This window comes from Nonomuraea sp. NPDC050786 (genome assembly GCF_040654115.1).
Taxonomy (GTDB): Bacteria; Actinomycetota; Actinomycetes; order Streptosporangiales; family Streptosporangiaceae; genus Nonomuraea.
Map to the genome: position 1 here is coordinate 381,721 of NZ_JBFAHJ010000003.1, position 13,649 is coordinate 395,369.

The following is a 13,649-nucleotide window of genomic DNA, read 5'->3' on the forward strand; positions in this document are numbered from 1 at the left end:
TACAAAACCCCCCGGAGGAAGTTCGTGCGGATCATTATCCGCGTGTCGGAGTTCTACAGGGCAAGGTGGGGTTTGTGCTTGTACTCGTCGCTCCGGGCCAAGGTGCCCAAACGCCAGGCTTCCTGGCCCCCTGGCTCGAGCTGCCTGGCGTGGCCGACAGAATCGGCACCTGGTCGGAGGTCGTCGGGCTCGATCTGATCGCCTACGGCACCACCGCCGGCGCCGACGAGATCCGCGACACCGCGGTCGCGCAGCCCCTGCTCGTGGCCGCCGCGCTGGCCTCGGCCGAGGTGCTCGGCGCGGCTCCCGACGTGGTCGCCGGCCACAGTGTGGGCGAGTTCGCCGCCGCCGCGCTGGCCGGGGTGCTCACCCAGGAGCAGGCGCTCACGCTGGTCCGCGAGCGCGCCAAGGCCATGGCCAAGGCCGCCGCCGTCACCGAGACCGGCATGACCGCCGTGCTCGGCGGCGCCGAGGACGAGGTCCTGGCCGCCATCGACAAGCACGGCCTGACCCCCGCCAACATCAACGGCGCCGGCCAGATCGTGGCGGGCGGCACGCTCGAGCAGCTCGCCGCGCTCAAGGACGACCCGCCGGCCCGCGCCCGCCTCATCCCGCTGAAGGTGGCAGGCGCCTTCCACACCCGCCACATGGCCTCCGCGGTGGAGAGCCTGCGCGAGGCCGCCGCCACCGTCGTGCCCGCCGACCCCGGCATCACGCTGCTGTCCAACTCGGACGGCCAGGCGGTCTCCGGCGGCGCCGAGTTCGTGGAGCGGCTGGTCAAGCAGATCAGCAGCCCCGTGCGGTGGGACTCGTGCATGCAGACCATGGGCGCGCTCGGCGCCACCAAGATGATCGAGCTGCTGCCCGGCGGCACGCTCACCGGCCTGGCCAGGCGCGGCCTGTCCGGCGTTCAGACCGTGGCGCTGAAGACCCCCGACGACCTCGAAGCGGCCAGGGAGCTGATCAAGTGAAGGTCCCCGACATCGCCCCGGGCGGCAAGATTCTCGCCTTCGGCCACTACCAGCCGGCGAACGTCGTCACCAACGACGACCTGGCCAAGACCATGGACACCAACGACGAGTGGATCCAGTCCCGCGTCGGCATCAAGGAGCGCCGGATCGCCCCCTACGGCGAGTCCGTCGAGGACATGGCCACCATCGCCGGCGGCAAGGCGCTGGCCGCGAGCGGCCTGTCGCCGGAGGACGTCGACCTGGTCATCGTGGCCACCTGCACGCTCGAGACCCAGATCCCCAACGCCTCCGCCGTCGTGGCCCACCGCCTCGGCATCAAGGCGCCCGGCGCGTTCGACGTGAACGCCGCCTGCGCCGGGTTCTGCTACGCGCTCGCCACCGCGAGCGCCGCCGTCCGCGGGGGCGCGGCCAGGAACGTGCTGGTCATCGGCGCGGAGAAGCTGTCGCAGTGGGTCGACTGGACCGACAGGTCCACCGCCGTGATCTTCGCCGACGGCGCGGGCGCCGCGGTGGTGGCCGCCTCCGAGACCCCGGGCATCGGCCCCGTGGTGTGGGGCAGCGCCGGCGACAAGTCCGAGGCCATCAACGTCGCGGACCGCGAGCACTTCCTCCACCAGGAGGGCCAGACCGTCTTCCGCTGGGCGACCACCGCGCTCCACCCGGTGGCGCTCGAAGCCTGCGAGCGGGGGGGCGTGGACCCCGCGGAGCTGGGCGCGTTCGTGCCGCACCAGGCCAACCTCCGCATCATCGAGGCCATCGCCCGCAAGCTGGGCGCCGACAAGGCCGTGATCGCCCGCGACATCGTCAACGCGGGCAACACCTCGGCCGCCTCGATCCCGCTGGCGCTCTCGCGCATGATCGAGCGCGGCGAGGTCCGCTCCGGCGACCTCGCGCTGCTGCTCGGCTTCGGCGCGGGCCTCACGTACGCGGCCCAAGTGATCGAGATCCCTTAGCCTCCCCCCACCCATCAAGAGCTTGTACGGCGCTGCCGTACAGAACCCAGAAATCAAAGGAGAACCATCGACATGGCTGCCACCGAGCAGGAGATCCTCGCGGGCCTCGGCAAGATCATCAACGAGATCACCGGCATCCCGGCCTCGGACGTGACCCCCGAGAAGAGCTTCGTGGACGACCTCGACATCGACTCCCTGTCCATGGTCGAGATCGCCGTGGCCGCCCAGGACGAGTTCGGCGTCGAGATCCCCGACGACCAGCTCAAGAACCTGAAGACGGTCAAGGACGTCCTCAACTTCATCCAGGGCTGAGACCAACCCCATTCATTCTGGCTAGCAAGGAGCGCGAAAAAGTGAGTGCGAACCGGGCACGTGTCGTCGTCACCGGGCTTGGCGCGACGACGCCCGTCGGTGGAGACGTCACCTCGACCTGGACGGCGCTCCTCGCCGGTCAGTCGGGTGTCGAGACCCTCACCACGGACTGGATCGACGCCGTCCCCGTGAAGTTCGCGGGGACGGCAGCTGTCGATCCCACCGAGGTGCTGCCCCGGCCCGAGTCCCGCCGCCTCGACCGCAGCGAGCAGTTCGCGCTGGTCGCCGCCAGGGAGGCCTGGCAGGACGCCGGCGCTCCCGAGGTGGCGCCGGAGCGGCTGGGCGTCGTGGTCTCCAGCGGCATCGGCGGCATCAGCACCACGCTGAGCGCCTACGACACCTGGCGCGAGAAGGGCTGGAATCGGCTCTCGCCGTTCACGGTGCCGATGCTCATGCCCAACGGGCCTGCCGCCTGGATCGGCCTCGACCTGGGTGCCCAGGCCGGCGTGCACGCCACCGTGTCGGCGTGCGCGTCCGGAGCAGAGGCCATCGGCCACGCGATGGACATGATCAGGGCCGGCCGCGCCGACATCGTGGTCGCCGGCGGCACCGAGGCCGCCATCCACGGGCTCAACATGGCCGCCTTCGCCGCCGCGCGGGCCATGTCCCAGCGCAACGACGACCCGCAGGGCGCCTCCCGGCCGTGGGACCGCGACCGTGACGGGTTCGTGCTCGGCGAGGGCGCCGGCATCGTGGTGCTGGAGTCCGAGGAGCACGCCAAGGCGCGCGGCGCGCGGATCTACGCCTACTGCGCCGGCGTCGGCTACTCCGCCGACGCCCACCACATCACCCAGCCCGAACCCGAGGGCCGCGGCATCATCATGGCGATGACGCAGGCGCTGAACGACGCGGACATCACCGGTCTCGACGTCAAGCACGTCAACGCGCACGCCACCTCCACCCCCGCGGGAGACGTCGGCGAGGTGCAGGCGGTGGCCAAGGCCATCGGCAACCACCCGCTGGTGACCTCCACCAAGTCCATGACCGGCCACCTGCTCGGCGGGGCCGGGGGCATCGAATCCGTCTTCACGATCAAGGCGCTGCAGGAGCGGATCGTTCCCGCCACCATCAACCTCGACAACCCCGACGACGGCATCGAGGTGGACCTCGTTTACGGGGCCAACCGCACGCTCCCCGAAGGTGACATCGCCGCGGTCAACAACTCGTTCGGGTTCGGCGGCCACAACGTGGCCGTCGTGTTCAAGGGAGCCTGACATGACCGTGCTGGACAACAGGGTGACGGCAGACGGCTCCTCACAGGAGCCTGCGGATCCCCGTGATCCCGTCGTCCGGCTGGCCGCGCTGCTCGACGAGGGCTCGCTGCGGCTGATCACTCCCCAGGACAAGAGCGGTGTGCTGGCCGCCATGGGCCGCGTCGAGGGTGTTCCCGTCGTCGCCTTCTGCAGTGACGCCCGCTTCCAGGGCGGCGCGATGGGCAGCGAGGGCTGCGAGCACATCGTGCACGCCTACGACGTGGCCGTCCGTGAACGGGTGCCGATCATCGGGATCTGGCACTCCGGCGGTGCGCGACTCGCCGAAGGCGTCGAGTCGCTGCACGCCGTCGGCACGGTCTTCGCCGCCATGACGAAGGCGTCCGGCGTGGTGCCGCAGATCTCCGTGGTCGTCGGCGCGGCCGCCGGCGGCGCCGCCTACGGCCCCGCGCTGACCGACCTGGTCATCCTGGCCGACTCCGGCCGCATCTTCGTCACCGGCCCCGACGTGGTCCGCAGCGTCACCGGCGAGAGTGTCGACGCCGCGGCACTGGGCGGCCCCGAGCCCCACAGCAAGCGCAGCGGCGTCGTGCACGTCGTCACCAAGTCCGAGACCGACGCGTACGTCAAGGCGCGCCAGCTCGCCACGCTCCTCGGCCACCAGGGCCGGGTGCGCACCGGAGAAATCGAGGAAGTGGACTTCTCCACGCTGCTGCCCGACTCGGCGAGGCGCGCATACGACGTCAAGCCGCTGGTCAACGGCCTGCTCGACGAGACCGGCATCGAGCTGCACCCGAAGTGGGCGCCCAACATCGTCACGTCGCTCGGCCGCCTCGGGGGCCGGACGGTCGGTGTGATCGCCAACAACCCGATGCGGCTCGGCGGCTGCCTCGACGCCACGTCCGCCGAGAAGGCCGCCCGATTCGTTCGTATGTGTGACGCGTTCGGAGTGCCGCTGGTTGTCCTCGTGGACGTGCCCGGTTACCTGCCCGGGGTCGGGCAGGAGCACGACGGGGTCGTCCGGCGGGGGGCCAAGCTGCTGCACGCCTTCGCCGAGGCCTCGGTGCCGCGGGTCACGCTGGTGACGCGGAAGGCGTACGGCGGGGCGTACATCGCGATGAACTCCCGCGCGCTCGGCGCCACCAAGGTGTTCGCCTGGCCGACCACCGAGGTGGCGGTCATGGGGGCGGTGGCGGCCGTACGCATCCTCAAGCGGCGCGAGCTGGCCGCGGCGCCGGAGGAGGAGCGGGCGGAGCTGGAGCAGCAGCTGGCCGCCGAGCACGAGAAGCTGGCCGGTGGGCTCGTACGGGCGCAGGAGCTGGGGGTCATCGACGAGGTGATCAAGCCCGCGGAGACGCGCGGCGCCATCGCCAAGGTCCTCGCCCAGGCCACGCCTGCCCGCGGCGCCCACGGCAACATCCCCCTGTAACCCCACTCCGAGCTCTTCCGAAGGACCTCGCCGGCATCGGCGGGGTCCTTTCGGCGTGTGCCTCCCCTGCCCTTGGGGGCGAGGCCCGGCCGACTTCCCAAGAGGCCCCGCACCGGCGTCGGTGCGGGGCCTCTTGGGTGACGGGAGCCCGTGGCGCGGGTCAGACGGCGGCGTGGAGCCAGCGGACCGGGGCGCCGTCGCCCGCGTACCGGAACGGCTCCAGCTCCTCGTCCCAGGGCCGCCCGAGCATCTTGTCCAGCTCGTCCTCCAGCACACACCGCCCCTGGGCCGCCATCATCATCGCGGTCCTGAGCCGGTCCTCGGGGATCATGATGTCGCCCGCGACGCCGATGACCGCGGTGAAGGCGCCGAGGGTCGGCGTGTAGGCGTGGCGGGACCCGTCCACACCCGGCGAGGCGTCCTCGGTGATCTCGAACCGGAGGCGCTGCCAGCCCATGAGCGAGGAGGCGATGGCCGCGGCGATGCCCGGCCTGCCTTCCCACTCCGCCTGCGCGCGCACGACGTTGGGCGCGGCGGGTTGCGGCGTCCACGTCAGGTCTACGGGCACGCCAAGGACACCCGCGACTGCCCATTCGATGTGAGGGCACAGCGCGGGCTGAGCCGAGTGGACGTAAAGGACGCCACGAGCAGACACCGGACCTCCCGTTTCGGTACGAGGTGCGCCTTCCCCAACGGCCTCGCCCCGGGATGATCACAAGTGACTAGGGAGAGACTACCGTCGGTCGCTATCTGACACCAGAGGGGGGCCATACCAACTTGGTGCGGGAGTGGCATGTGACAGTTGGACGAGCGGGGAAACATACCGCCTCATGGAAATGCAATCTGTCGGCGCGGCGTTCATCCGGCCTGGTCAGGTGCTGACTGACCGCCCCGCGCTCTCCGCCGCCAGGCGGTGGACCCAGGCGGTCTCGGAGGCGGACGGCGTCTGCGTGATCCACCTGTCGCCCGGCGCCGACCCCTGCGAGATCACGGCCGAACTACGCGAACAGGGCCTCAGAGCGTCGCCGAACCACGTCCTCCGCGGCCAGCCCCTGTTCTTCGGCGGTCCCGCGTCCAGACCTTTCCCCGTCCCGCCCATCCCCCACAAACCGGGCCGGTCCCACTCGGACGTGGTCGTGGGGCTGCTCGACACCGGCGTGGCCAAGCACCCGTGGTGGGCCGGCAGCGACTGGTACGGCGAGACCGCCCCGGAGGACGCCGACGCGACCGAGGGCTCGCAGGCCGGCCACGGCACGTTCATCGCCGGCCTGCTGGCCCGCCGGGCACCGGGCGCGGCGCTGCGGGTGCACCGGGTGCTCGACGGCGACGGCATCAGCGACGAGGCGTCCGTCGCACGCGCCCTCTTCCGCATGCGTGAGCGACCGCCACACGTGCTCAACCTCTCCTTCGGCTGCCACACCTTCGACGACCGGCCGCCTCAGCTCCTGGGCGACGCCATCGCCGCGCTGCAGGACACGGTGACGGTGGCCTGCGCGGGCAACACCGGGTCCGACCGGCCGTTCTGGCCCGCGGCGCTGCCCAATGTGGTGGGCGTGGCCGCCGTGGACGCGTCCGAGGAGCGCAGGGCCCCCTACTCCGGCTACGGCACCTGGGTGGACGCCTGCGCCCGCGGCGACTGGCTGACCAGCAGTTTTCTGGACGGGGGCGACTTCGCCGGCTACGCGACGTGGAGTGGCACGTCCTTCGCCACCGCCCTGGTGGCGGGGGCCGTCGCGGACGCGGCCAAGAGCGAGCCGGCCAAGGAGGTGGCCAGGCGCCTGTTCGACTCGGAGGGCGCCCGGCAAATTCCCGATCTGGGAGTTCACATCCCGGCGAGTCTGTAGAGTTTACGCTCAGTCCTCAGGTAATCACGGGGAGGCATGATCGCCTGTCCGTGCCGGGCGAAAGGAGGCCGCATGCGGGATCCAGCGGAGCTGCTTGTCGCGGCCGCTGAGGGAGACCGCTCGGCTTGGGACGAGCTGGAGTCCAGGTTCGGGCCGCGTATGTGGGCTGTGGCCCGCGCGTGCGGCCTGAGCCCCTCCGACGCGGCGGACGCGGTCCAGGGCTCCTGGCTGCGCCTGCTGCAGCACTTGCAGAGCATCAGGGATCCAGCGGGGGTGGGGGGCTGGCTCATGACGACCGTGCGCCGCGAAGCCCTCCTGCTGCTGCGGAAGGAGAGCCCGCGCCTCTCCTCCTTCGAGGTCGTCGAAGACCCTGACCCGGAGTCCGCCGTCCTGGAGGCCGACGGCAGGCGCCTGCTCTGGAAGACGGTCTCCACCCTGCCCGAACCCTGCCGGTCACTCCTCCAGCTGGTCGCCATCGACGTCGGCAACCAGCAGATCGCGGCTCGGCTCGGGCTCCCCGTAGGCAGCATCGGACCGACCAAGGCCCGCTGCCTGGAAAAACTGCGCACTCTGCTCTCACTACAGGAGACAGCGCAATGATCAACGATGAATACTTCCTGGCGGCCCTCCGGTTGGCCTCCGGGAACGACCCGATCCCCGGTCACGTGTCCGCCGCCGCACGTGACGTGTACGGGCTTCGGGTCCCGGGAGCGGTCACGGCCGCTCCCGGCGAGTGCGCCGCAGCCGGCGGCGTACGCGATGGCGAGGGCTCCCACCTGGTGCGCTTCGTCACGGCGGATCTCACCTTCGATCTGGAGGTGACGATCGGCGACGGCCTCATCGATGTCGCCGGACACATCTCCCCCAACCCCGGAGAGGGCGCCCTCATCGATGTGAAAACCCCTCATCTGACACTGTCCCGGCGGGTCACGCCCACGGGCGAGTTCGCCGTCACCGGCCTGCCACCGGGCTGGCTCAGCATCGTGTGCCACCGGGTCGGCCAGAAACCCGTCCAGACCAGATGGGTACGCATCCGTCCCTGACCCCCCGACCCGACGACCCACCGACCAGCCGAGAGAGCCGCGATCCCTCTCTCGGCCATTTCGTATCAAGGCCCCGACATGAGCGCGACACCAGACCCGCCCGGCGACCGCGACCCACTCGTCGTGGCGGCCGAGGCCGCCGTCATGCGCTCCCTGGTCGATCCCGATCACGCACTCCAGGCAGGCCGCTTCGTCCTGGCCGCCGCCCGCCGCGCCCGCCATCCCGAGGCCGAGGCCGTCGCACTCAGAGCCATCGCGCTGGCCGCCCGCGAGCTGGGCGATCTCCGCAGCGCCGAGCACCATCTCCGCGAGGCCATCGCCACCGAGGACGCCCCGCCGGAGCGGGTCGCCCAGGCCCGCCTCTCCCTCGTCACCGTACGCACCGAACGCGGTCACCCACGCCAGGCCCTGCACGTGGCCGCCCTGGCCTGGTCGCATCTTTCGCCGCTCGACCGCGCCAAGCTCGACACGCAGCGCGCGGTGGCCCTGGCCCGCCTCGGCCGCCACCAGGAGGCCATCGCCGCCTGCGACCGCGCGCTGCGGGTGCTCGTGACCGCTCCCGGCACCATCGACGACCGCCGGTTCCTGGCGGGCGGGCTGCTCAACCGCGGCCTCGTCCACTCCTACCGCGGCGACTGGGACGCCGCCATGCGCGACCTCACCGCCTGCCTGGAGATCTCCCAGAGCTCGGGGCTGCGGCACCTGGCCCGCCTGTCCGCGGCGAACCTGCCCTTCCTCGCCGTACGGCGTGGCGACATCGCGGGGGCGTTCAAGCACTACCGCGAGGCCGAGGACACCCTGTTCGGCTTCCCCGAGCGGCTGGCCACGATGCGGGCCGACTTCGCCGGCGCCCTGCTGGCCGCCCATCTGCCCGGCGAGGCCAGGGCCATGCTGAGCCTGGCCGTACCCGATCTCGAGGCGTCGGGCGCGCACGTGGCACTGGCCGAGGCGCGGCTGAAGCTGGCCCAGGTGGAGCTGCTCACCGGCGACGCGCACCGGGCGCGGCAGGTGGCCGAGCAGGCGGCCGCCGAGCTGGCCGCGCAGGGCCGCACCTCGTGGCTGCCGCTGGCGAACGAGGTCGTCCTGCGTGCCCGGCTGGCGCTCGAGCCCGTCACCCCCGCTCTGCTCGCCGAGCTGATCGCGTGCGCGGACGAGCTGGAGGACGACTCCGCCCACCTCGAGGGGGCGGCCGCGCTGCGGCTGGTGGCGGCCGAGGCGGCGCTGGCCCTCGACGACCACCCGACAGCCTCGGCGCAGCTCGCCCGCCTCACCGAGCACGCCGAGCGCGAGGAGCCGTGGACCCCGGTCGGTACCCGGCTGACCTCCCTGGCCGCCGAGCCCGCGCGGACGCCGGACATCCTGGCGCCCGTACGCCAGCACGCGCTCGCGCTGGAGGCGTCGCTGCAGGAGGACGCCACGGGTGCGTTCCGGGCGGTCCGCAACGGGCTGTCGGAGGTGAGCGAGCGGGTGGAGACGTTCGACGACCCCTCGCTGCGCGCCCACGCGGCCAGGGCCGGGGAGCGGCTGGCGGCCTTCGGGCTGGGGCTGGCGGTGCGTGGAGGGCGCGCGCGGGAAGTGTTCGAGTTCGCGGAGCGGTGGCGGGCGGTGGCGGCACCCTCGCATGCGTGCTCGCCGGTGACGCCCGATCGGGTGCGGGCCGGGCTGGGGTCCGGGGCGCTGGTGGAGTTCGTGGCGGACGAGGACGCCCTGCTGGCCGTGGTGATCACTGGGGAGCGGGTGGCGCTGCGGCGGGTGGGCGACCTGCGGACGATCAAGGAGGCGATCGTCCGCCTGCGGTACGCGCTACGCCGCCGCTCCGCCGCACCGGTCGGGTGCTCGCCCTGCGACGTTGGGAACGTCGAGGCGGCGGGCCTGGAGGTCGAGCGGCTGCTGTTGCACCCGCTGCTGGCGGAGCTGGGCGACGGGCCGTTGGTGATGGTGCCGGTGGGCGCCCTGCACACGCTGCCGTGGGGTGCGCTGCCGTGCCTGCGCGAACGTCCGGTGAGCGTGGCCGCCGGCGCCGCCGCCTGGGTGCATGCCAGGGAGGCCTGGGTGCACGCCAGGGAGGTCGCTCTCTCCGGTCAGGGCGGGCCACCGGTGGTGGTGGCGGCGGCCGGACCCGCTCTGACGCACGCGCACGCCGAGGTGGCGGACGTACTGGCCTGCCACCCGGACGGCCGCGAGGTGCCGGGGCGCACCAAGGCGGTGCTGGAGGCGCTGGAGGCGGCTGACGTGCTGCATCTGGCCGCGCACGGGGTCTTTCACGCGCGGAGTCCGCTGGTGTCCGGGATCACCATGGAGGACGGGTCGCTCATGGCGTACGACCTGCTGGACATCCCGCGGTCGCCGGGGTTGGTGGTGCTGTCGGCCTGCAACTCCGGGATGTCGCGCGCGCCGGTCGAGGGGGCGCCGCTGGGCCTGCCGGGGGCGTTCCTGGCCAAGGGGTCGTCGTGCGTGGTGGCCGGGCTGGTGCCGGTGCGCGACGAGGCGGCTCGGGCGCTGATGAGCATGTTCCACGAACTCGTGGCGACCGGCCTGCCACCGGACGCGGCGCTGGCGTCCGCCGCCGCCAAGACGGGCGAAACCGGCTTCGCCTGCTTCGGCGCAGGCAGCCGCCCGTTGTACTGACGCGGAGAGCCCGCGGCAGGCCACGGCCCTCTGGAGAGGCGGCCGAACGACCGGAGCGGCCGGCCCTCCCGAGCAGCCGCACGGCCGGAGCGGCCGGCGCAGTCGGACAGCCGGCGCCGCCGCACGGCCCGCGCCTCGGCACAGCTACCGCCTCGGACGGCCAACGCCTCCGCACAGCCAACGCCTCGGACGGCCAACGCCTCCGCACAGCCAACGCCTCGGACGGCCAACGCCTCCGCACAGCCAACGCCTCGGAAGGCCAACGCCTCCGCACGGCCCGCGCCTCCGCACAGCCCGCGCCGCACGGCCGGCTGCTCAGCCCGTGGCGGCCGGTCACTGGGACTGCCAGTCACCGGGACGACCAGCCACCGGAACGACGGGGTCAGCCCGTGGCGACGGGTCTGGAGGGGTCGGCGACCCAGTTGGACCAGGAGCCCACATAGAGCGCGGCAGGCAGGCCCGCCACCTCCAGCGCCAGCACCTCGTGCGCGGCCGTCACGCCAGAGCCGCAGTACGCACCCACCGGTACGCCCTCGCCGGCCCCGAGCCCGGCGAAGCGGTCACGAAGAGCGGCTGGGGCGAGGAAGCGGCCGTCGGCCCCCACGTTCTCGGTCGTGGGCGCGCTGACCGCCCCCGGGACGTGCCCGGCCACCGGGTCGATCGGCTCGACCTCGCCCCGGTAGCGTTCGGCGGCCCGGGCGTCGAGCAGCACGCCCTGGGTGGCCAGCGCCGCCGCCTCGTCGGCGGTCAGCACCGGCATCCCGCCCGGCCTCGCGGTGAAGTCACCCTCGGTGCGGCCGGACGCCGGCACGTCCTTCGTCGTGGGCAGCCCGGCCTCGGTCCACGCGGGCAGTCCGCCGTCGAGCACGCGAACGTCCTGGTGGCCGAAGTAGCGCAGCGCCCACCACGCCCTGGCCGCGACCGTGGAGGCGGTGTCGTCGTAGACCACCACCGGCCGCCCGTCGGAGACCCCGAGCCGCCGCATCGCGCTCTGGAACGCCTCCGCCTCGGGCAGCGGATGCCGGCCGCCCTCGCCGGGAGGCGCCGCGAGGTCTTTGTCCAGGTCGCAGAAGACGGCGCCGGGAATGTGCCCCTCGCGATAGGACTCCACGCCGGGCGGTCCGCCCAGCCGCCAGCGAACGTCGAGCACCGTGACGTCGTCGAGCGCGTCGAGCGCGGCAGGTGTGATCAGCGGGCTGGTCAAGTGCGTACCTCCAGGAGCGGGACATGCTGCTCGGCCGCCGTCATCGAACCGTGGTATCCGATGAAGAGCGCCTCGATCGGGTTGCGGGTGGGGGCGGTGATGGCCAGGTCGGTGTGGGGCACGGCCACGACGTCGCCGATGCGTTCCAGCCACGCGTCCCGCACCCGTGGCCCGAACCAGCCCGACTCCACCGCCTCCTGCCTGGACACTACCCAGGCCTTGTCTCGGAGGGTGTCGCGCCACGCCTCCAGCACGTCTTTCCCCGCGCCCCGCTCGGCGTAGACGTGCCTGGCCCTGGCCTCCCCGCCGAGCAGTGCCACGCCCTCCATCAGCCCGGGCACCTGCTCGGCGTCGATCTTCTCGGTGGCGTTGACCATGCCGTGGTCGGCGGTCACGTAGAGCGCGGAGCCGGGAGGCAGTCCCTCGGCGAGCCGGCGCGCCATGTCGTCGACGACGGCGAGCTGCCGGAGCCACTCCTCGCTCCCCCATCCCGTCATGTGGCCGGCGGCGTCCAGGTCGCCGTAGTAGACGGTGACGTGCGCCGAACCCGCCCGCAGGGCCTCGTGCACCCGCGCCACGCGGTCGCCCACGGCGTCGGCGGCCACGTAACGCACGCCTCGATAGACGGCCCTGGTCAGCCCGGTGCCCTCGAACTGCGCGGGACCGACGTAGACGGAGTCGATCCCGGCCCGTACGGCGCGCTGGTAGACGGTCGGGGCGGGCTGCCACTGATCCGGATCCATGGTCAGGCCGCCGGGCAGGCTCCACCGCAGGCAGTTGAACAGGTGACCGGTGCCGGGCACGGCCAGCGTCAGCCCGAGCATGCCGTGCTCGCCCGGTGTCAGGCCGGTGCCCAGGGAGCAGAGGCTGGTGACGGTGGTGGCGGGGAATCCGGCGGTGAGCGTCCTGCCCGCCATCGAGGAGAGGAACGGGGCGGCATCGGCGTGCGACCGCAGCAGCTCGGCGCCCAGACCGTCCACCAGGAAGAGGCAGACGCGCTCGGCGGGCTCCAGGACAAGCGGGGGGACGTTTGACGTGGTGGAGGTGGGGGCCCTGTCGGGCGCGGTCGCCGAGTCTCGCGTGGTCGCCGTGTCCGGCGCGGTCGCCGTGGCCGACGCGGTGGCCGAGTCGCGCGCGGTCGCCGTGCCAGGCCCTTCGGAGGTCGTCTCGGGAGCGCTCGACGTAGCAGAGGTGCCGGGCTCGTGGACGCCCAGCGCCGCCAGCAACGCCCCAGGCAGATCTGCCAGCGACCCGCCGCCGTACCCCGGCACCAGCATGCCCATCATCCTATGCCTTGGCGAATTTCTCCCTTTTCGCGCGGACCTCTCCACCCCTCGGGCGGCGGTTTCAGGAGGCGGCGCGGGCGGTGGCCTCGGACAGGGCCTTGGCGAAGGCGAGAACGTGGGTGACCGCCTCCGGGCCGTCGGCCGCCTCGCTGACCCTGAGCGACAGGTCGTCGGCCGTGATCGCGCCCGTGTAGCCGTGGTCGGCCTCGCAGTTTTCGTCACCGCACGTCGCCGGCTCCAGGTCCACGTGGGAGATGGCGCCCCAGCCGATCGTGAGGGTCGCCTCCGTCGGAGGGACACCCGGCACGTACGAGGCGGGATCGGGCACCACGCGGGTGACCGCGACCGACTGGATACGGCTCAGCCGGACGGCCTCCGTGGTCGTCGAGGCGTGGGATGTCGAGACGCCCTCCACCGCGGGGTGCTCGTCGGTGTGGCAGACCAGCAGCCGCGTCGCCGACAGCACCAGGACGGTGACGTGCCGGCGCACCTCCATCGCGGGATCGAACGTGGCCTCGTGATGGACCACGAAGGCGGTCACCGCCTCCTTGCCCAGCGCGGATTCGACCGCGTCGGTGACGAGGTCGGGATAGTAGCCGCTGCGCTCGATCGCTTCGCGCAGGCCCGCGGCGGAGACTCGGGTTTCCCTCATGGGTCCATCCTGCCAGGGACGGGCAGTACACTCACCCGCCGGATATAACGCTCTAT

At 72.5% G+C, this 13,649-nt stretch carries 13 protein-coding genes; 9 read left to right on the forward strand and 4 right to left on the reverse strand.

Features of this window, described 5'->3' with window-relative positions; translation table 11 throughout:
* The first annotated feature begins 74 nt into the window (after positions 1–74).
* The 5 genes from AB0H84_RS09360 (at position 75) to AB0H84_RS09380 (ending at position 4,936) form a co-directional block, all read left to right on the forward strand.
* On the forward strand, positions 75–971 hold the full coding sequence (locus AB0H84_RS09360; protein WP_357600642.1) for an ACP S-malonyltransferase: 897 nt from the start codon (positions 75–77) through the stop codon (positions 969–971).
* Positions 968–1,924, forward strand: coding sequence for a beta-ketoacyl-ACP synthase III (locus tag AB0H84_RS09365; RefSeq protein WP_357600645.1), 957 nt, complete (start codon positions 968–970; stop codon positions 1,922–1,924). Before AB0H84_RS09360 ends, AB0H84_RS09365 begins: the two co-directional genes overlap by 4 nt.
* 72 nt (positions 1,925–1,996) lie before the next feature.
* Positions 1,997–2,236, forward strand: a complete 240-nt coding sequence (locus tag AB0H84_RS09370) for an acyl carrier protein (RefSeq protein WP_344989088.1) — start codon at positions 1,997–1,999, stop codon at positions 2,234–2,236.
* A 41-nt stretch (positions 2,237–2,277) separates the two neighbouring features.
* A complete protein-coding gene (gene fabF, locus AB0H84_RS09375) occupies positions 2,278–3,510 on the forward strand; it encodes a beta-ketoacyl-ACP synthase II (RefSeq protein WP_357600649.1) in 1,233 nt (410 codons plus the stop codon).
* 1 nt (position 3,511) lies between these two features.
* Positions 3,512–4,936 carry a carboxyl transferase domain-containing protein gene (locus AB0H84_RS09380; RefSeq protein ID WP_357600652.1) on the forward strand — a complete coding sequence of 475 codons (1,425 nt, stop codon included), beginning with the start codon at positions 3,512–3,514 and terminating at the stop codon, positions 4,934–4,936.
* A 160-nt stretch (positions 4,937–5,096) separates the two neighbouring features.
* On the opposite strand, the gene AB0H84_RS09385 is transcribed toward AB0H84_RS09380, so the two are convergent.
* Entirely contained in the window at positions 5,097–5,591 is a 495-nt protein-coding gene (locus AB0H84_RS09385) for a DUF3145 domain-containing protein (RefSeq protein WP_357600655.1), read from the reverse strand.
* A 175-nt stretch (positions 5,592–5,766) separates the two neighbouring features.
* On the opposite strand from AB0H84_RS09385, the gene AB0H84_RS09390 reads away from it, so the two are divergent.
* The 4 genes from AB0H84_RS09390 (at position 5,767) to AB0H84_RS09405 (ending at position 10,451) form a co-directional block, all read left to right on the forward strand.
* Positions 5,767–6,780 (forward strand): S8/S53 family peptidase, encoded by a 1,014-nt coding sequence (locus tag AB0H84_RS09390; protein WP_357600658.1) that lies wholly within the window; start codon positions 5,767–5,769, stop codon positions 6,778–6,780.
* A gap of 72 nt (positions 6,781–6,852) precedes the next feature.
* Entirely contained in the window at positions 6,853–7,380 is a 528-nt protein-coding gene (locus tag AB0H84_RS09395) for a sigma-70 family RNA polymerase sigma factor (protein ID WP_357600660.1), read from the forward strand.
* A complete protein-coding gene (locus AB0H84_RS09400; RefSeq protein WP_357600663.1) occupies positions 7,377–7,823 on the forward strand; it encodes a hypothetical protein in 447 nt (148 codons plus the stop codon). The genes AB0H84_RS09395 and AB0H84_RS09400 overlap by 4 nt, the downstream gene beginning before the upstream one ends.
* 78 nt (positions 7,824–7,901) lie before the next feature.
* Complete coding sequence (locus AB0H84_RS09405) at positions 7,902–10,451, forward strand: CHAT domain-containing tetratricopeptide repeat protein (RefSeq protein WP_357600666.1); 2,550 nt, start codon at positions 7,902–7,904, stop codon at positions 10,449–10,451.
* A gap of 382 nt (positions 10,452–10,833) precedes the next feature.
* Here AB0H84_RS09405 and AB0H84_RS09410 read toward each other — a convergent pair whose 3' ends face one another.
* The 3 genes from AB0H84_RS09410 to AB0H84_RS09420 form a co-directional block, all read right to left on the reverse strand.
* The gene (locus tag AB0H84_RS09410) at positions 10,834–11,655 is read right to left on the reverse strand and encodes a sulfurtransferase (protein ID WP_357600669.1); all 822 of its coding nucleotides are present in this window, start codon (positions 11,653–11,655) and stop codon (positions 10,834–10,836) included.
* Complete coding sequence (locus AB0H84_RS09415; RefSeq protein WP_357600672.1) at positions 11,652–12,932, reverse strand: nucleotide pyrophosphatase/phosphodiesterase family protein; 1,281 nt, start codon at positions 12,930–12,932, stop codon at positions 11,652–11,654. Before AB0H84_RS09415 ends, AB0H84_RS09410 begins: the two co-directional genes overlap by 4 nt.
* Before the next feature lie 70 nt (positions 12,933–13,002).
* Positions 13,003–13,593 carry a DUF5998 family protein gene (locus AB0H84_RS09420; RefSeq protein ID WP_344989111.1) on the reverse strand — a complete coding sequence of 197 codons (591 nt, stop codon included), beginning with the start codon at positions 13,591–13,593 and terminating at the stop codon, positions 13,003–13,005.
* Positions 13,594–13,649 lie beyond the last annotated feature (56 nt).